17 protein-coding genes are annotated in these 17,163 nt (G+C 46.0%); 9 read left to right on the top strand and 8 right to left on the bottom strand.

From position 1 onward, the window contains the following. Positions 1 to 30: 30 nt before the first annotated feature. Positions 31 to 732 carry a DUF2225 domain-containing protein gene (locus GQF01_RS20835; RefSeq protein ID WP_161408637.1) on the bottom strand — a complete coding sequence of 234 codons (702 nt, stop codon included), beginning with the start codon at positions 730 to 732 and terminating at the stop codon, positions 31 to 33. 42 nt (positions 733 to 774) lie between these two features. Further along, positions 775 to 1,188: a globin domain-containing protein gene (locus GQF01_RS20830; protein ID WP_235960108.1), complete on the bottom strand. Its 414-nt coding sequence runs from the start codon at positions 1,186 to 1,188 to the stop codon at positions 775 to 777. A gap of 258 nt (positions 1,189 to 1,446) precedes the next feature. Here GQF01_RS20830 and ylbJ point away from each other — a divergent pair, with 258 nt between their 5' ends. From ylbJ to GQF01_RS20810, 4 genes are all read left to right on the top strand, one after another. After that, positions 1,447 to 2,685: a sporulation integral membrane protein YlbJ gene (ylbJ, locus tag GQF01_RS20825; protein WP_161408636.1), complete on the top strand. Its 1,239-nt coding sequence runs from the start codon at positions 1,447 to 1,449 to the stop codon at positions 2,683 to 2,685. A gap of 57 nt (positions 2,686 to 2,742) precedes the next feature. Further along, complete coding sequence (glgP, locus tag GQF01_RS20820) at positions 2,743 to 5,298, top strand: alpha-glucan family phosphorylase (protein WP_161408635.1); 2,556 nt, start codon at positions 2,743 to 2,745, stop codon at positions 5,296 to 5,298. A 127-nt stretch (positions 5,299 to 5,425) separates the two neighbouring features. Continuing rightward, positions 5,426 to 6,097: a flagellar brake protein gene (locus GQF01_RS20815; protein ID WP_161408634.1), complete on the top strand. Its 672-nt coding sequence runs from the start codon at positions 5,426 to 5,428 to the stop codon at positions 6,095 to 6,097. A gap of 11 nt (positions 6,098 to 6,108) precedes the next feature. After that, on the top strand, positions 6,109 to 6,921 hold the full coding sequence (locus GQF01_RS20810; protein ID WP_145666669.1) for an NAD kinase: 813 nt from the start codon (positions 6,109 to 6,111) through the stop codon (positions 6,919 to 6,921). 58 nt (positions 6,922 to 6,979) lie between these two features. On the opposite strand, the gene GQF01_RS20805 is transcribed toward GQF01_RS20810, so the two are convergent. Both GQF01_RS20805 and lipA read right to left on the bottom strand, forming a co-directional pair. Then, positions 6,980 to 7,306: a YutD family protein gene (locus GQF01_RS20805; protein ID WP_161408633.1), complete on the bottom strand. Its 327-nt coding sequence runs from the start codon at positions 7,304 to 7,306 to the stop codon at positions 6,980 to 6,982. A gap of 39 nt (positions 7,307 to 7,345) precedes the next feature. Continuing rightward, a complete protein-coding gene (gene lipA, locus GQF01_RS20800; protein WP_145666665.1) occupies positions 7,346 to 8,221 on the bottom strand; it encodes a lipoyl synthase in 876 nt (291 codons plus the stop codon). A 156-nt stretch (positions 8,222 to 8,377) separates the two neighbouring features. On the opposite strand from lipA, the gene larE reads away from it, so the two are divergent. Genes larE through larC form a run of 3 tightly spaced genes read left to right on the top strand, consistent with a single transcriptional unit; the run spans position 8,378 to position 10,869 of the window. Next, positions 8,378 to 9,226, top strand: a complete 849-nt coding sequence (larE, locus tag GQF01_RS20795; RefSeq protein ID WP_161408632.1) for an ATP-dependent sacrificial sulfur transferase LarE — start codon at positions 8,378 to 8,380, stop codon at positions 9,224 to 9,226. Next, positions 9,223 to 9,999 carry a nickel pincer cofactor biosynthesis protein LarB gene (larB, locus tag GQF01_RS20790; protein WP_161408631.1) on the top strand — a complete coding sequence of 259 codons (777 nt, stop codon included), beginning with the start codon at positions 9,223 to 9,225 and terminating at the stop codon, positions 9,997 to 9,999. The genes larE and larB overlap by 4 nt, the downstream gene beginning before the upstream one ends. A gap of 9 nt (positions 10,000 to 10,008) precedes the next feature. Continuing rightward, a complete protein-coding gene (gene larC / locus GQF01_RS20785) occupies positions 10,009 to 10,869 on the top strand; it encodes a nickel pincer cofactor biosynthesis protein LarC (protein ID WP_161408630.1) in 861 nt (286 codons plus the stop codon). Positions 10,870 to 10,891: 22 nt separating this feature from the next. Here the strand turns inward: larC and larC2 are convergent, their stop codons facing one another. Next, complete coding sequence (gene larC2, locus GQF01_RS20780) at positions 10,892 to 11,380, bottom strand: nickel pincer cofactor biosynthesis protein LarC2 (protein WP_202556574.1); 489 nt, start codon at positions 11,378 to 11,380, stop codon at positions 10,892 to 10,894. A 105-nt stretch (positions 11,381 to 11,485) separates the two neighbouring features. On the opposite strand from larC2, the gene GQF01_RS20775 reads away from it, so the two are divergent. Further along, positions 11,486 to 12,544 carry a M23 family metallopeptidase gene (locus tag GQF01_RS20775; RefSeq protein ID WP_161408628.1) on the top strand — a complete coding sequence of 353 codons (1,059 nt, stop codon included), beginning with the start codon at positions 11,486 to 11,488 and terminating at the stop codon, positions 12,542 to 12,544. A gap of 9 nt (positions 12,545 to 12,553) precedes the next feature. On the opposite strand, the gene yunB is transcribed toward GQF01_RS20775, so the two are convergent. Next, positions 12,554 to 13,345, bottom strand: a complete 792-nt coding sequence (gene yunB, locus GQF01_RS20770) for a sporulation protein YunB (protein WP_235960106.1) — start codon at positions 13,343 to 13,345, stop codon at positions 12,554 to 12,556. A gap of 226 nt (positions 13,346 to 13,571) precedes the next feature. Between yunB and GQF01_RS20765 the strand changes: the two genes are divergently transcribed. Next, positions 13,572 to 14,510, top strand: coding sequence for an IS1595 family transposase (locus GQF01_RS20765; protein ID WP_328803498.1), 939 nt, complete (start codon positions 13,572 to 13,574; stop codon positions 14,508 to 14,510). Positions 14,511 to 14,582: 72 nt separating this feature from the next. Here the strand turns inward: GQF01_RS20765 and GQF01_RS20760 are convergent, their stop codons facing one another. After that, positions 14,583 to 16,226 (bottom strand): fibronectin type III domain-containing protein, encoded by a 1,644-nt coding sequence (locus GQF01_RS20760; RefSeq protein WP_161408626.1) that lies wholly within the window; start codon positions 16,224 to 16,226, stop codon positions 14,583 to 14,585. Between the two features lie 45 nt (positions 16,227 to 16,271). After that, the gene (locus tag GQF01_RS20755; protein ID WP_161408625.1) at positions 16,272 to 17,135 is read right to left on the bottom strand and encodes a hypothetical protein; all 864 of its coding nucleotides are present in this window, start codon (positions 17,133 to 17,135) and stop codon (positions 16,272 to 16,274) included. Positions 17,136 to 17,163 lie beyond the last annotated feature (28 nt).

Here is a 17,163-nt window from a genome sequence, read left to right as displayed (position 1 = left end):
CATTCATTTTATTGCAAAATCATTCAATGATTAGGTTGCTTGTTTCATTTCGTCCGGCAGTTCCATACGAATGGCGAGCATATCTTCGCGAGTTACGATCCATTGTTCACGGCTTGCTCGAATCATCGCAGCATCCATGATCTTACGGTCATTAATGATCCGTGAGAACCATTTGACAGCCTCATTGAAATGACCCAATCTGCGATTGAGCTCGCCCATCAGAAACATAAGCCTCGCATTGTTGAGGTCCATGCCTTCATTTTCAAATACATGAACATATTCTTCCAAAGCAAACGCCAGGAATCGCTTCTCTTGCTCCCAGTCGCCCTTACCTCTGTACAGCCAAGCCAAATGGTGGAGAAGTCCTGCAACAACGCGAGATTTCTCCTCTTTAATTTGTGCGCTGACCAGCGCCAGCTTATAGCTCTGCAGCGTATCCTCCCACGTTCGTTCACCGCTAAAGCTGCGCATCGTCCAGTTCTTGGCAATCTTCTCATGAAAAGCTTCACGTTGAGCCGATTTCCAGTTATCTGCAAAGTTTTCTGTATGCGCATAGCCGCAGTAAGGACAAATCCTCACGATATAGTAATCAGGGTTAATATCCTTATAATGAACGCAGAAATCCGCGTCTGTCTTCGTCGCTTTTTTGAAGCTGGGACGAACCTTCATCGTTTTGAAGGTATTGTCACAAAACGTGCAGTTCACTGAAATCTCATATAAAGGCTCTACCATCTTGAACCCCGCCTCTTCTCTGGAAAGTCTAGGAAATTAGAACTATTCTCCTTCAGGTGTGTTCACAAAATGATAAGCAGAACCTTTCAAGCGTTGCAGCAAAAATTCGCGAAGTTCCTGCGGTAAACCCACTTCCTCCATCGCTTCAGCCATGCAGCTTAGCCACGCATCTGCACGTTCCACTGTGATAGGAAAAGCCATATGCCTTCCTCTCATCATTGGATGGCCATGGACATCCGAATACAGCGTCGGGCCTCCGAAAAATTGGCTTAAAAACATATATTGCTTATCCATAACGGGCTCAATATCCGAAGGGAACAGGGGCGCTAATAAAGGATTCTTCAGCACTTTGGGATAAAAAGCCTCCACAATCCGGCGAACCGTCTCTGCTCCCCCCATCAACTCAAACAACGTATTGCGTTCTTGCTCTGACATGGTGAGAACCTCTCTGCTCATAATTACTTAATAGTTTTCAATATCCTCATCCCCTGCATGCATGAGCGTTTCTCGAATGACAAACACGAACATACAAACGACCAAACCGACGATGACACTTGTCATTTGAATCACTCCCGCGGCCTAGGATATAAGACTATTACTAGTCCTATTTTACCATAAATACATTTACATAACAGCACCAAAGTCTAAGTTTTTTAGGCCGGCATGTATGTCCCATTCCTTTCATATAGTTGAGGAGGAGGTGTAGATTTCCATATGGAGAAAAGAAACTTTACCGCGGCGTTACTCATGGCCTTTGTTGTTATTGCCATTATTCTATGCTTATTTGCCTTCCCTCATGCCGGACTTCAAGCAGCCTTGCGCGGCGTTTCCATTTGGTGGGATGTGCTCTTTCCCGCACTCTTTCCCTTCTTCGTGATCTCCGAAATTATGCTTGGCTTCGGCATCGTTCACTTCTTCGGCACGCTGCTTGATCCGATGATGCGCCCAGTCTTCCGCATCCCAGGAATTGGCGGCTTCGTCGTCGCTATGGGCTTCGCAGCTGGCTACCCGGTCGGTGCTAAGTTGACAGCCCAGCTGTGGTCACAAAAGCTCGTGAACCGCGAGGAAGGCGAACGGCTCGTTGCATTTACTACAAGCTCAGACCCAATCTTCTTGATTGGAGCTGTTTCGATAGGCTTCTTCCATGACGCCTCTTTAGCTATCATTCTGGCTGTAGCCCACTACGGAGGCTCCCTCATGATTGGGCTTATGATGCGATTTCATGGCCGGAAAAGCCCGCCTACCCAGCAAAAGAGCGTCAGCCAAGGCTGGATATGGAAACGTGCATTTGATTCCATGCATCTTGCACGCATCTCCGATGGCAGATCTATAGGCACACTCCTCAGCCAATCCATCCTTCAATCGTTAAATTTAATTTTTGTTGTAGGTGGACTAGTTGTCTTCTTCTCCGTCGTACTGGAAGTCTTAACAGAAGCCAAGGTCATGAATGCCATGTACCTGCTCATTGACTACCTGTTACGCTTCACAGGACTTCCACCCCAGCTGTCGCAAGCCGTCATGAATGGCCTATTCGAGGTGACAATTGGGGCGAAGGCTGCTGGCAATGCTCCGGCAGAACTGGCTCTATCCAGCAAGGTTGCCATCGGGGCATTCATTTTGTCATGGGGCGGCATGTCGGTTCATGCGCAGATTGTTAGCCTTTTGAGTCATACCAACTTGCGCTATATGCCGTTTTTGATCTCCCGTTTTATCCATGCCTTGGTCTCTGCAGCCATTGTACTCATTATTTGGGAGCCTATGCAGGCCTTCCGAGACGCCAAAACGGTTTTCATGCCCCAGTATGATCCATCATCTCCCGTTCTCAGTTACCTCAGGCTCCTGCTCCCTGTGAGTGGAACCGTTATCTTGGCTTCTTTTACTGTCATTGCGGGGCTCTTTGCTGCATATTCCTTACTTAGACTCGTGTATGAAAAGGTTGGTGGAACAAGATAATATGGGTAATTACCATGATAAAAACAATGATAATCATAAAGGGAGTGAACATACCGTATGCAAAACTCCGTCCTTCGAGTAGCCAAAACATTGCCTCCTGCAATTGAGCGCTTATCCGAGTTAGCCATTAATCTATGGTTTAGCTGGAACTATGATGCTTTAGAGCTTTTTGCACAAATGGATCCTGTGAAATGGGCTCAAACCGGCCATAATCCCGTTCGCCTCCTTTACGACTTAGATGATGCTAGACTTGATGCTTTAAGTCATAACACGGAATTTCTAACCCAGTATCGACAAGTGATCGACAGGTTCGATGCCTATTTAAATGGCCCAACTTGGTTTCAAGAAAAGCACGGAGATCGAGGGTACGTCAAAGTTGCCTATTTTTCTGCCGAATTCGGCTTCCATGAATCTTTACCGATCTATTCAGGTGGCCTCGGCATCTTGGCAGGCGATCACGCCAAATCAGCAAGTGATTTGGGGATTCCATTAGTCGGTGTTGGCCTTCTTTATAAAAAAGGATACTTTACGCAAAAAATCGATGCTTCCGGCGGACAACAAAGCCATTTATACGATTATGACTTTTCGAAGCTTCCGATTGCCCCTGTTATTCATCAAGGTGCTCCTCTTACGATTACGATTGACATGCCGGGCAGGGCAATCACTTTGCAGGTTTGGCAGGTGCAGGTCGGGCGCAACCAGATCTATTTACTCGACGCCGATCATGAGGCTAATCAGCCCGCGGATAAAGAACTGACCGCACAACTATATGGCGGGAATCAGGATACGCGCATTGCGCAGGAAATCGTGCTTGGGATTGGCGGCGTCAAGGCGCTTCGCGCACTGGGCATTTACCCCAATGTGTATCACATCAACGAAGGTCACGCCGCTTTCCTCACTTTGGAGCGCTTGAAGGAATTGCTTCATCTAGGTCTGCCCTTCCACGTTGCCGTCGAAACTGTCCGCTCGGCTACCGTGTTTACCACCCATACGCCCGTTCCAGCGGGCCATGACACGTTCTCCATCGGGATGGTAGAGCATTATCTCGGACCTCTATTTTACGAGCTGTCACGCCACAAGCAGGCGATTATAGCTCTGGGACTTGACCATCACACAGGCCAATTTAATATGACTCATTTGGCTATGAATACAGCCGGACTGCGCAATGGTGTCAGTAAACTGCATGGGCAAGTTTCCCGTGAAATGTTCAAAGAATTTCACGGAAACATTGATGCCAGTGAAGTTCCAATCGGCTCTATTACGAATGGTGTTCATCTGGACACATGGACTGCACCTAGCTGGAAAGAGCTTCTAGACCGCTTCCTTCCTGGCACATGGAGAGAAGAGCAAGCCAATAAGCATCAATGGCAGCAAGTTGAAGTGATCCCCGATGAATCCATCTGGAAGGTGCACCAGCAGTTGAAAGATGATTTAGTCAACTTCGCTCGCCAGAATTTGATGGAGCAGCGCAGGCGCAATGGAGAATCAGAGCAGCGGATTGAAGAAGTTAGACATTATCTGAATCCAAAAGCTTTGACAATTGGATTCGCTAGACGATTTGCAACCTACAAGCGGGCTAATCTGATCTTTAACGATTTGTACCGGCTTAAGAAGCTAATTAATGATCCTGAACGGCCGATACAGTTCATTTTTGCCGGCAAAGCTCACCCTGCTGACTATCCAGGTCAGGAGTTGATCCGTGAAATTTACCGTGTTTCCAAAATGAAAGAATTCGAAGGCAAAGTCGTGATGCTCGAGAACTACGACATGAATATGGCTCGCTATCTCGTACAGGGCGTAGATGTCTGGTTGAACAACCCTCGAAGACCTCTTGAAGCCAGTGGCACAAGCGGGCAGAAAGCGGCAATGAACGGCGTTCTGAATTTCAGCGTGCTTGACGGTTGGTGGGAGGAAGGCTATAACGGGACGAACGGTTGGGCTATTGGTTCAACAGGTACGGCCGATTGGGCTGTGCAGGAGAAAGAAAATACCCAGTCTATTTATCACATTTTGGAGAAAGAAATTATCCCTCTGTACTACAATCAGGGAAATCTCCCGCATCAATGGATTAGCCGAATGAAGCGATCCATCCAATCGCTTAGTCCTTTGTATAATACACATCGTATGGTGCAGGATTACACGGAAGAAACCTACTTGCCGACAGCAGATCGAGCACGTTTATTTGTGGCTAATCACTACGAGGTTGCCACGAACGTTGCCGATTATAAGCAATTTATCCGAAACAACTGGTATCAAGTAAAAATCATTGGTATCGATGACCGCTCTGCCAAATTGTCTACGGAAGTGCCATTATGTGAAATCAAACCTTCAAACAAGGAAGTGACTGCACAGATCTTTTTCGGTCCTATTTGGCCGCAGGATACAGCCGTAGAAATCATTTATTACGAAGACAACGGTGACAAATGGGAACAGCGAATCATCCCCATGGAGTCATCAGGTGAGCTGGTTGAGCATGTGCAGAAATATAAAGCATGTATACCGGCGCATCTCGTCCATGGGCCTCACTTCTCCATTCGAGTTCGACCTATTTCGACAAATTTCGCCCATTCTTTTGAACTTTCACTAGTAACTAGCACATTATCGTGGCAATAAATGTATAATTCCCTCGATTAAGCCCCTTTTGGGGCTTTTCTTATTTTCTTTTATAAATTATTATGAGAAGAGAACTTACGGTATGTGCATGCGTTCATGAATGCAAATCTAACCACTTGGTGATGCTATGGATTGGAATAAGGCACTAGAATTGGCATATATCGCACCGAACTCCGACTGTCATTTGATTGTTGTCGGTGAGTCTAAAGATGGACAGCCTTTTTGCTATGAAGATAATTTCTACATTGATAAAATTAGTGAAGAATCATTCACGGTTTGTTTAGAGCTCTCGGGCGTGTTTCCATTCGACAAACTTGAACATGTTTCTTTTATTGAATTTTCTTTTAAAGACCGTGGAATTTTATACTATACGCACGTGGAGTTGCTTCAACTTGAGTTGAAAAAATCGATTTGTTACCTCACGCTATCTATTCCCGAAGAAATTCAACAGCATCAGAACCGACAGCACAACCGGGCCAAGATCTCCCTTCGAACACCAATTACCCTTCAAATTGTCGGCATTCGCGGCTTATCCGCACGCAAGGGCGTCGCTTTCTCCGGACAGCTGCTTGATATCAGTGCAGGAGGTCTTTCTTTTGTTACGACAAATCGGCTTATTTATCCCTTATTTCTCGAATTTAGCTTTATTCTATCAGGGTTTCCCCACCCCATTACCGCATATGGTGAGATAATAAGGGTGACCAATTTCAGCAACGATTCTTATCGTGTAGCTGCCAAATTTCGGCATATGCCAGAATCCATTCTGCAAGAAATTGACAAATACTGCACGCTTCAATAGGAGGAAAACGATTGAAATACAACGTCATTGAACGAGGCGATGATATCTCCAAAGAGCTGACAGCGCGGTTCCATGCGCTCGCCGCTGAGCACGGCATGCCAAGAGATGAAGAGAATCCCGACATTGTCCTTTCCATTGGTGGAGATGGGACGATGCTGCAAGCTTTTCATAATTATGTACATCGATTAGATGAAATTGCGTTCGTCGGGCTTCATACCGGACATCTGGGCTTTTTCGCAGATTGGAAACCACACGAATTAGATCATCTAGCTTCACTAGTGTTCAATGTGAACACTCCCGATGATCTCCACGTTGTTCAGTATCCCGTTGTCGAAATCGAAATAACGACCGAAAATGGCGTCGAGACACATCTGGCTCTCAACGAATTTACACTGCGTGGCATCGAAGTATCGCTCGTTGCGCGTCTGCATATCAACGACGAAATGTTCGAAATGTTCCGCGGTGATGGCATCTGCATTTCGTCGCCAGCGGGGAGTACAGCTTACAACAAAAGCTTAGGCGGAGCAATGGTACATCCTTCTTTGGAAGCCATTCAGGTCGCAGAGATTGCTTCTATCAACAATAGAGTTTACCGGACTTTAGGCTCGTCCATGATTTTGCCGGCGCACCATCACTGTGACATTTATCCCAAAGCACATCAGAATATGCTGCTTTCCCTTGATCATAAGTACATGCAGCGCAACGATGTCGTTTCCATTCGCTGCCGAGTTGCTTCCCATGTCAAAGTTAAGTTCGCAAGATTCCGACCTTTCCCTTTCTGGAACAGGGTTCGTGAAGCATTTGTAGGATTAGAATTAAAATAAACCACATAAAGACGCCTTCCCTCCTCTTACGAGTGGGAAAGGCGTCTTTTACTATCTACTATGTCGTGGTAGTCGAAGGCTCAGAAGGAACCTGTTGTGGTTGCTGTTTATTTCCATTTACTTTTTCAATGATGAAATATGCACAGCCAAAGTTGCAATACTCATTCAAGTAATCCTGAAGAGCCGCAATGGAGGATTCTTTCGTTGCTTTGGGATGGATTTCCTTGAAGAAACCTCTCAGCCTTAACTGGCTGTACCCCCAATCGCCAACAATATAATCATAACGCTCTAATACTTCACTGAAGCGTTCTTTGAATACTTCAAAGTTCCAGCCATTTTTATGGTCGGTAACGAGCTCATATGTCTTATTGGCAATATGAATCATGATGGTAGGAAGCTCTCCTTTCTATGACTCGTTCGTGTTCTAAACGTTCGATGCAGATTTAACCTGCTCATGGGCATGGTAAGAGCTGCGCACCAAAGGCCCAGACTCAACATGCTTGAATCCGCGCTTCATGCCTTCTTCTTTTAGAAGAGCAAATTGCTCAGGCGTGTAATATTTGGACACGGCCAGATGAGTTGTTGATGGTTGCAAATACTGCCCAATCGTCATAATATCGCAATCGACAGCTCGCAAATCGTCCATCGTCTGCAGCAACTCGTCCCATTCCTCCCCTACACCAATCATGACACTAGATTTGGTCGGGATGCTTGGGGCAATGCGTTTGGATCGCTGAAGCAGCTCCAGCGAACGACGATATTTCGCCTTGGAACGGACGCGATCTGACATGCGCTCCACGGTCTCCATATTGTGATTTAGAATATCAGGCTTTGCTTCAAGAACAGTAGCCAAAGATTCTTCACGACCCAAGAAATCAGGAATCAGCACTTCTACAGTGCAAAGTGGCAGTTTGCGGCGAATCGCTTTGATGGTTTCCGCGAAGATCATCGCGCCCCCATCCTGCAAATCATCACGTGCAACAGAGGTTACAACGCAGTGACGCAGCCCCATTTGTAAGGCAGCATCAGCCACGCGTTCCGGCTCTTGGAGATCAAGTTCCGTAGGCAGACCTGTTTTCACAGCGCAAAAACGGCATGCACGCGTACAGATGTCACCCAAAATCATGAATGTAGCGGTTCGATTCGCCCAGCACTCGTGGATGTTTGGGCATTTAGCTTCTTCACAAACCGTATGCAGCGTCTTCGAACGCATCATTGATTTTATTTCTTTGAAATTTTCATCTGTTTTCAGATTAATTTTTAACCAGTCTGGTTTTCTCTCTAATGGTTTTGTAGGCATTATATTTCCCGCCTTTTATTTGGTTTCTCAATGTTGTTATTATATCACGAAAGCCTGACAAAACAATCCACTTTGCCAGCCAGTTGTGATACACTTATCTAGATGGACCAAAACAGCTCAGCTATTTACATATAGGCTGTATGGGAGGAAAGAAACATGAGCATACAAGAAGTAACGCGCGAGAAGGATCGCAAGCTTGGCGAAATTTTAAGAGGCATGGGTCGCGTATTAATCGCCTTCTCAGGCGGAGTAGACAGCACTTTTGTCCTCAAGCGTGCGCAGCAAGAGCTCGGTGATCAAGTTCTAGCGGTCACAGCCGCATCCGAAACATTCCCATCACGGGAGTTCGATGCAGCCGTCGAGCTTGCTGAACAGATTGGTGTCCCACTGTACAAAACAGAGGTCAAAGAATTGGAGAACGCTAATTTCGTCGCCAATAATCCGGACCGCTGCTACCATTGCAAAACGGGTCTTTATTCACATCTGCAGCAACTAGCCAAAGAATTAGGATATCCCTACATTCTGGATGGCTCAAATATGGACGATCTCGGTGATTATAGGCCGGGGCTGCAAGCCAAGAACGAGCAAGGTGTCCGCAGTACGCTGCAAGAGGCTGGAATGACCAAAGATGAAATCAGACAACTTTCCAAAGAACTAGGTTTACGGACTTGGAATAAACCGTCTTTTGCGTGTCTGTCCTCCCGCATCCCCTACGGAACACAAATTGAGAAATGGAAAATTGACCAACTGGACGAAGGCGAGTACTTCCTTTCGCAGCTTGGTTTATATCAGGTACGCGTGCGTCACCATGAGAAAATTGCCCGGATCGAAGTCATGCCGGATGAAATACATAAAGTGGTGGAGCACCGCGACGCGATCTATGAAAAGTTCAGTAAGCTCGGCTTTACTTACGTAACGCTGGATCTGCAAGGCTACCGAACTGGCAGCATGAACGAAGTGCTGTCTAAGGAAACCAAAGAAAAGGTGAAAGAAGCATCCTTATGATGGACTTGGAAAAGATTTTGAAGCTCGTACAGACGGGCGATCTGGACGTCGAAGAAGCCAAAAGGCAAATCATCAAGGAGGGCGGCGGCGAAGGCCCCGGCAACCTTGACCTTGGATTTGCCCAGCTGGACATCGATCGCGAGAAGCGCACTGGCTTCCCCGAGGTCATTTTCGGGGAAGGCAAAACCGCCGAGCAGATCGAGGCTATTTTTCGGCGGCTGATGGAGCACACCGACCGCGTGCTTGCTACGCGGGTCGACGCGGTCAAAGCCGCCCATGTTGTCGCTGCCGTGGAAGGTGTTACCTACCACGAAACAGCTAGGTCGCTTACTTGGTTCAAGCGGCCGATGTTGAAAGTCCACGACGGCTACATCGCCGTCGTGTGCGCAGGCACCTCCGACCTCCCCGTGGCGGAGGAGGCCGCTCTTACGGCAGAATGCCTGGGCAGCCACGTCGAACGTGTGTTCGACGTTGGTGTTGCCGGCATTCACCGGCTCTTCCGCCGGCTGGAACTTATTCGCGGTGCAAACGCGATTGTCTGCGTCGCCGGCATGGAAGGCGCGCTCGCCAGCGTGCTTGGCGGGCTCGTGTCCAAGCCTATCGTTGCCGTTCCGACGAGCATCGGTTATGGTGCACACCTTGCAGGTGTCGCTCCACTCCTGTCGATGTTAAACAGTTGTTCGCCAGGTATCTCTGTCGTGAACATAGACAATGGCTTTGGAGCTGGCTACTATGCAGGGCTCATTAACAAAAATATGTCGAAACGAGCGTGAGATTCGTACATGCGTATTCTATATTTGGACTGCTTCTCCGGAATCAGCGGCGATATGACACTTGGCGCTTTGGTTGATGCAGGGGCAGACCGGACTTATATTGAAAGTGAGCTTACCAAAATTAAGCTTGAACCGTACGTGCTGGAATGGAAGCGTGTAATTAAGCGTGGAATTTCCGCACTTAAATTGGACGTAATCCTTGATCCGGAGTATCCGCCTAAGAAACATCGTCATTACTCAGAAATCGTCAAAGTCATTCAAGAAGCTGGATTTAATGACCGCGTCACATCGCTTAGCTTAGCCATCTTTGAGAAAATTGGCATTGCTGAAGCGAAAATCCACGGGATTCCAGTTGAAAAAGTACATTTCCATGAAGTTGGAGCTATCGATTCCATTGTCGATATCGTAGGGGTAGCCTTGGCTATCGACTCTTTACAAATCGAACGTATCTTTGCATCTCCTGTACCACTTGGCTCAGGAATCATTCATATTGATCATGGGACTTATCCGGTTCCCGCTCCGGCAACTTTGGAGATGATGCGTGGTTTACCCATCGCTTCAACGAACCATAGTCTGGAGATGACCACGCCGACTGGCGCAGGTATTATTTCCGGAATTGTGGACGAGTTCTCCAAAAGCTTTCCGCCAATGATCGTAGACACAATCGGATACGGAGCAGGTACAAGGGATTTGCCGAATCAACCTAATGTTCTTCGTGTCGTGGTCGGCAAAGTGGATCCTTTCATTGGAAAATGGCAAGTCGGTCACGAGCACATCGCTCATGAGCATAACCATAATCATGGTCATTCACATGATGATCACCATCACCACCATGATCATCATCACCCGCATACTCACGATCATCAATAATAACAAAAAGCCTCTTCCTGAACTAGGAGGAGGCTTTTTTGTGCTGCAGCATAAACTGCGTTCTAACTTCTTCATAGACCAATTTCAACGGCACTTGATGCTCTCTGGCTACTTGTTCACATTCTTTAAATTCAGGGGCATACTGCACTAATTTGCCTTGGTGATAACCTACTTTTATCGTTAGCAATCCCCATTTAGTATCCACTTGTTCGAATTCTCTAGCTAATCTATGACAGGAAGCGTGCATATATCGAATGCCCAGCGTCGTTGTTTCGCTAAAGATAACGGCCTCGATAAAAGAAAGGCGTGTCGCTTCAACCAGCACATTCAACATAACGCCTGGCCGTCCTTTTTTCATAATAATCGGTACCACATAGACATCATTTGCTCCAGCATCGAAGAGCTTGTCCATAACATAAGAAACCCACTCTGGATTCATATCATCCAAGTTCGCTTGAATTAACAGCATCCCATCGTCTATATGCTCTTCCCTATGATTAAAACTCACCATTCTCACCTCATACAGGCATCATAGCAAAAAATGGTTAACAACGAAAGATATTAAGGATAAACATTCGCGGAAGAGCACATCCTAAGAACTAACATTTCAGGAAGGATGATAGTGATGAAAAGCAAACCTTTTTGGGCGCGGGTTCTAGCTTGTTGCCTCCTCCTATCAGTAGCCGAATCAGGGACTCACTCACGTATAGCGGCTTCCCAAGTAGCTGTATCCGAACAGTCTTATGCCCCGGCTCCGTCGAAGGTCAACCCCAACCTGAACGCTGAGCGGAAAGAACTTTTTGAAAAAACGAGTATAATTTCTGATATTCCCTGGGCCTACTTAGCCGCTGTTGATCAATATGAAAGGACAATGAATATTGCCAAGAAAAGGCCCGTACACAAAGGGATTACCAGCATCTATTTTCCTGAAGCAGATTGGGCCGGCATGCTAAATCCAGACCAACAGGATACAAATCCGAAAAGCATCTCCTTTTTTCACGGCTACGGACGAGATGGCTCGGGGGATGGGATCGCAGAACGAAACAACGATTTGGATCTATTAGCATCAATGGCCTTTCTCATGAGTAGAAATGGAACGAAAGAGGAAAATTTACTCATTAACCTATGGAATTATTATCAAAACTCGCGCAGCGTCGAGCGCATCAAACAATTCGCTACTATTTATAACTCTCTTGGTACACTTGACCTTGGGGAGCATGCATTCCCACTTCCAGTGAGTGCAGACTACTCTTATCGCAGTACTTGGGGAGACAGTCGCGGCTGGGGAGGGCACCGCTCTCATGAAGGAACGGATTTATTTGCTAGGCACGGAGTGCCCGTCAGAAGTACCTGCTATGGCATAGTGGAAGTGAAAGGCTGGAATCCATATGGTGGTTGGCGGATTGGTATTCGCGATGTGAACAATATTTATCACTACTACGCCCACCTTTCTGGCTTCCAAAAAAGTCTCAAAGAAAATGATATCGTCAAACCCGGTCAAACCATAGGTTGGGTTGGCAGCTCAGGATACGGTAAGCCCGGAACATCAGGAAAATTTCCACCACATCTCCATTTTGGCCTTTACCGGGATAATGGTTTAACGGAATGGAGCTTCGACCCTTACCCCTCTCTCCGAAAATGGGAACGTGAAGATCGAAATAAAAGAAGAAAATAAGCCGCTCCCTTATGGAGTCGGCTCTTTTTGTATCGTTTCTTGTGTCTGAACGCCTTCACCCTTCGGTGTCGTTGTTCCGACATTCGGTATCTGTGGAAGAGATAAGCTGGGTAGACCCGCGTCCTTATTACTGCCTACAGGATTTCCTTTGTTATCGTAATAATAGGTAGGAACATCCCCTACCACAAGCGAATATGAAATTGGAATTTCTGTTTCTACGATCTCCGTATCGGAATCAAAGGGAATAATGACAGATACTTCTGCAATAATGCGTACATAGACTTCAAACATCACCATATTGATGCCCGCATTTTGCGAACGTGTATTTAGATCAACCTTCACATTGCCAACCGGCAGCAGCCTAATTGGGATATCTGGGCCAAAAGAGGAGAGGATCGCGCTGTTCATCGCTTGCCCAACTGGGATGTGCTCAGATATGGATTGCAAATGATCCAGCTCACCTTGCACGGTTTTTATCGTATCCGATGTAATGCGCATATGTTCATTATAATTTAACATGAAACCTGTTATCTTCCCGTTTTTATCCATTTTCCAATCAATGAGCTGCTCTGCTTTCGTATTCCCTGCCACATGATCCGCAATTGCACTATTAATCGCTTGTGTTGCAATCTGCTTTATCCTTACTTTCGCTAAGTTCATCAGTGGAGGTCTAAGATTGCGTTCAACATAGATAAAAAACTGCACACAAAATAAGACAATGATGAGAAGGCTGATCAACAGCACCTTTTTGCGGTTTGATTTCCCTGTAGGTCTGCTTCTCCACCGTCGCCTTTGCAGCATCCCATTCCCCCCTTGCCCCGCTTGTCATTAGTACTACCTTATGCGGACATGAAGTGAAAAAGAAGCCTATGAGCAGTTCAGCTTCCCGTATCTTCGCGCTGCTTCCCACTGTTTTCACACTACCCCCAAGACGCTGCCCCCCACTGTTCTTATGTTTATAAGCTATGGGCACTATCCCATTGACTCAGAAGTATAAAAATAATTTTAAATATAATATTTTCCAAAAATGTATTGCGAAAAGAGCATCTATTTGTTATTATACAAACAGGAACAAATGTTCTATTTTCATTTTAGGGGAGGCTACATGGATTTTTCTCATATGTCTTTCGAACAGTTTAAGAGTCGCTTCTCCTCTGAAGATCATTGCATACAATATATTTTTCATATGAAATGGCCTAAGGGCTTTATCTGCCCGAGGTGCAGCCATCGACATGCCTATACAACCAAAACACGCAGACTTCCTCTATATGAATGCGGCCAGTGTCGATATCAAGCTTCCCTAACCTCAGGAACTATTATGGAAGGCAGCCGAACGGAGCTGTACAAATGGCTGTTAGCAATATTTCTAGTCTCCCGTACTGATGAAGGAACGACAGCTACAGGTCTTTCCAGTCTCATTCAGGTTACTTACAAGACCGCTTGGCTAATCCTGCATAAGATTCGATCTATGATTCAAAACTCCGACACCCAGAATCCCCTTTCAGGCTCCGTACGTATTCATTCAGCCATCTATGGTCGTCCATTCAACCCATCTGTTCATAGACACCCGCAAGAGCACCTTCTTCTCGTAGGTTCATCAAGTAGTGAAGCGAATGAATCTAACTATCTCAAAATTAAGCACGTTCAGCTTCCTACCCCAAAGGATAGACATATCTCCCGTAACGAAATTCATATATTTCGCAAGCAGCATATTGAAACAGACACTCAGAATGTCGAGATTGTTACCGGTTTCTATACCCCCAAACGCCTGCGTCCCTTGATCGAGATTGCCAGACAAGCTAGCAACTGGATTAACCACACCTTCCATGGCCTTGGAACCAAGCACTTGCAAGCTTATCTAGATGAATTTTGCTATCGTAGAAATCTCACCACAAGAAACATTTCCATTTTCGTTCATTTAAGCCAGCTTTGTTTCCCTAAAACGGGGGTACATATAATAATCTGAGTCGTGGGGATAGTGACAATGTATCTAGATGAATAAGACCACCTTCATGGAAGGTGGCTCAGAGGTTTACATCTATTCGTGATAGGAAGGTGCTAGCGCAGTGCCACCTAGACCAGATGGTGTGCTACTTGATTTGCTAATAGCGATTTTGTCCACTTTTGCCCCATCTTCTCTCACTTTGATATAGAGCGTGTGTGAACCTGTTGATAGCGATATCGAGCTGCTAGGCTTTTTCCAAGCCCAACTGGAGCTTCCTGTTGTCACTTGTTTGCTGCTGCCACCATCGACTGCTAAATTAAAGCTGTCTGAACTGCTATCGGGACCTTGTGAAAGTAAGAAAATATAGAATGAACCACCTGATGTGACCTCTAGATCATATTTGATGTAGTTCGTCTCACTATCGCTAGAACCGTTAGGTGTTTCCATATTCACTGCCCCTGAACAGGCTGCACACGCTGCTTCGATAAATGTGCCGTTTTTAGCCGTGAATTGCTCAGCCTCAATATAAGATACCGCACTTCCATTTACATTGTAGTAAAGTGCACCAGTTCCAGGGCCACCGTTGGCTAGCGTAGTTACACTAACAGCTGTACTTGCTGTAGACACGTTACCAGCCGCATCCTTAGCAATAACCGTATACGTGTATGATGTAGAGGCGGTGAGCCCTGTATCTGCATACGAGTTGGAGTTCACAGAACCTACCAAAGCACCGTTGCGGTAAACATCATAGCTTGTAACGCCTACATTGTCTGTAGAAGCCGTCCACCCGAGCTTCACTTGGTTGCTGGAAAGTGCAGAACCAGTTAGTCCTGTTGGGACCGATGGGGCAGTTGTATCTGGGGTTGGTGCTACTGGTGCATAACGCTCCATGATCAAGCTTGTTTTAAGCACATCGCTCTCAACCAACCACCCTTTTGTACGAAGCAGGTTAATTAAATTAGTTCGTGCACTTGTTGCTTCGCTTAAACTGTCCGTCTTAAATGAGGCTTCGACGATGTCTTCTGTTCCTGTTTTAGCTGCATTTACAATGGTCCAGATTTCAATGTCTAATTCTAGATCATCAAAATCTCCCTTATACCTTTTGAAATCGATAGGCCCATAAACGACCGAGTTGTTTAACTGTGTAGTTCCCCAGCCCGCACTAGTCCAATTCGCAAACTTGCTAGGGGCATTAGCAACAGAAATGGAGCGAGAGGTTGCCAGATTAGGAGCATTTAATCCACTACCGCTATACCCGGAAACCGTTAAGTCTTTCTCATACTGTACACTTAATGTTTGTTTATTAAGCGTCCAGTCAACTTGAAACTCAAACCCGGAGGCTGAACTGTCCAGCCCCTCGCTGGCTGCTGTCGTTAATGCAGCGTTAACATCTCCGCCAGTTACCGGATATCTTTTCTTAAATTGGAGCTGATGCGTGCTTTCGTCACTTCGCTTACGGATTCGATCACTCCAGCCTTGACCGTCCATCGAACGCCCTGCAGTATCCATGTATTGGACACGATAACTTTTAGCCGAAGAACCCGTTGAGAATTCACTACGCACACTGCTCACTAAGTTATGGCTCGAATCTACAACTATACTTGGTGCTAAGTTTAGTTTAACTTCGTAGCTCGGAGTTCCATTTGCAGCAGAGGCCTGTTTAGGCGAAATCATTCCACCCGTCAAAAGAATAGCCGCAGTAGCTGTGACTAAGATAGCCTTAGATGTCCTTCTCATTTGAATCATATTCTCATCTCCCATGATTACCATAGTTTTTAATGATTAATAACGATCCATAATAAGCTGAGTTTTCAAAGAATCTTGAGCTAGAAACCATCCTTTACCCTGCAAATACGTGATCAGTTCATCATGTTTGGCTGAGGCTGTCGATTGGCTAGTCGTTTTGAAGGATGCTTCCACAACATATTCTGTCCCCGTACCTGCTGCATTTCGAATTGGCCACACTTCGATGTATAGTTCCTGACCGCTCCAAGTACCAACCGAGCGTTTGGCTAGCACTGGGCCGTAAATACGGGAGGAGGACAGTTTGCTAGTCCCCCATCCACTTGAGACCCAGTTATTAAATTTATCAGGTGCATTGTTGATAAGAAGACTGCGTGAATCAGATTGGTTAGGAAGATCCATACCACTGTAACCTGATTTGCTGCCACTTTTGGAACGGGTGATACTCAGAGTTTTCTTTTGGTATCCCCACTCGATTTGGGCTTCATACCCAGTATCTCCTGAATTAAAGCCCTCTTGGTTAGCTAAAGTTAGCGCGCCATTAATATCATTGCCTGTGACGGCATAACGTTTTTTATAACTGAGCTCGAAATCGTTCTCGCCTTCTGTCTTGCGAATTCTCGGACTCCATCCATTGTTGTAAATATCCTTAGCATTCGTGTCGAGGAATTGAACATTCATCTTCGTCACCGTTTCTGGCATCCCAAACGCTGATCTCACGCTGCTTGTTAGCTTGAAGTCCGATCCAAGAACGACATTCGGATTCAGAAGAAGTTTGACCTCATAGTCCGGAACCATGTTGCTTGCAGCCGATACAGATTGAGGTACTCCTCCAAATCCAACTAATGCACTTGTTCCAACGAATGCAGCCATGACCAACTTTAATGCCTTTTTCTTAAACATTAATTCAACTCCTCTACGTTTTTGGAAA

This window comes from Paenibacillus silvestris (assembly GCF_009882985.1).
Classification (GTDB): domain Bacteria; phylum Bacillota; class Bacilli; order Paenibacillales; family NBRC-103111; genus Paenibacillus_E; species Paenibacillus_E silvestris.
This window is presented reverse-complemented; position numbering and strand designations above follow the sequence as displayed.

Bases quoted from the DNA above. Each gene is read 5' to 3' on its own strand.
- GQF01_RS20835 (WP_161408637.1), bottom strand. From the start codon at position 732: ATGGTAGAGCCTTTATATGAGATTTCAGTGAACTGCACGTTTTGTGAC.
- GQF01_RS20830 (WP_235960108.1), bottom strand. From the start codon at position 1,188: ATGAGCAGAGAGGTTCTCACCATGTCAGAGCAAGAACGCAATACGTTG.
- ylbJ (WP_161408636.1), top strand. From the start codon at position 1,447: ATGGAGAAAAGAAACTTTACCGCGGCGTTACTCATGGCCTTTGTTGTT.
- glgP (WP_161408635.1), top strand. From the start codon at position 2,743: ATGCAAAACTCCGTCCTTCGAGTAGCCAAAACATTGCCTCCTGCAATT.
- GQF01_RS20815 (WP_161408634.1), top strand. From the start codon at position 5,426: ATGGATTGGAATAAGGCACTAGAATTGGCATATATCGCACCGAACTCC.
- GQF01_RS20805 (WP_161408633.1), bottom strand. From the start codon at position 7,306: ATGATTCATATTGCCAATAAGACATATGAGCTCGTTACCGACCATAAA.
- lipA (WP_145666665.1), bottom strand. From the start codon at position 8,221: ATGCCTACAAAACCATTAGAGAGAAAACCAGACTGGTTAAAAATTAAT.
- larE (WP_161408632.1), top strand. From the start codon at position 8,378: ATGAGCATACAAGAAGTAACGCGCGAGAAGGATCGCAAGCTTGGCGAA.
- larB (WP_161408631.1), top strand. From the start codon at position 9,223: ATGATGGACTTGGAAAAGATTTTGAAGCTCGTACAGACGGGCGATCTG.
- larC (WP_161408630.1), top strand. From the start codon at position 10,009: ATGCGTATTCTATATTTGGACTGCTTCTCCGGAATCAGCGGCGATATG.
- larC2 (WP_202556574.1), bottom strand. From the start codon at position 11,380: ATGGTGAGTTTTAATCATAGGGAAGAGCATATAGACGATGGGATGCTG.
- GQF01_RS20775 (WP_161408628.1), top strand. From the start codon at position 11,486: ATGATAGTGATGAAAAGCAAACCTTTTTGGGCGCGGGTTCTAGCTTGT.
- yunB (WP_235960106.1), bottom strand. From the start codon at position 13,345: ATGCTGCAAAGGCGACGGTGGAGAAGCAGACCTACAGGGAAATCAAAC.
- GQF01_RS20765 (WP_328803498.1), top strand. From the start codon at position 13,572: ATGTATTGCGAAAAGAGCATCTATTTGTTATTATACAAACAGGAACAA.
- GQF01_RS20760 (WP_161408626.1), bottom strand. From the start codon at position 16,226: ATGAGAAGGACATCTAAGGCTATCTTAGTCACAGCTACTGCGGCTATT.
- GQF01_RS20755 (WP_161408625.1), bottom strand. From the start codon at position 17,135: ATGTTTAAGAAAAAGGCATTAAAGTTGGTCATGGCTGCATTCGTTGGA.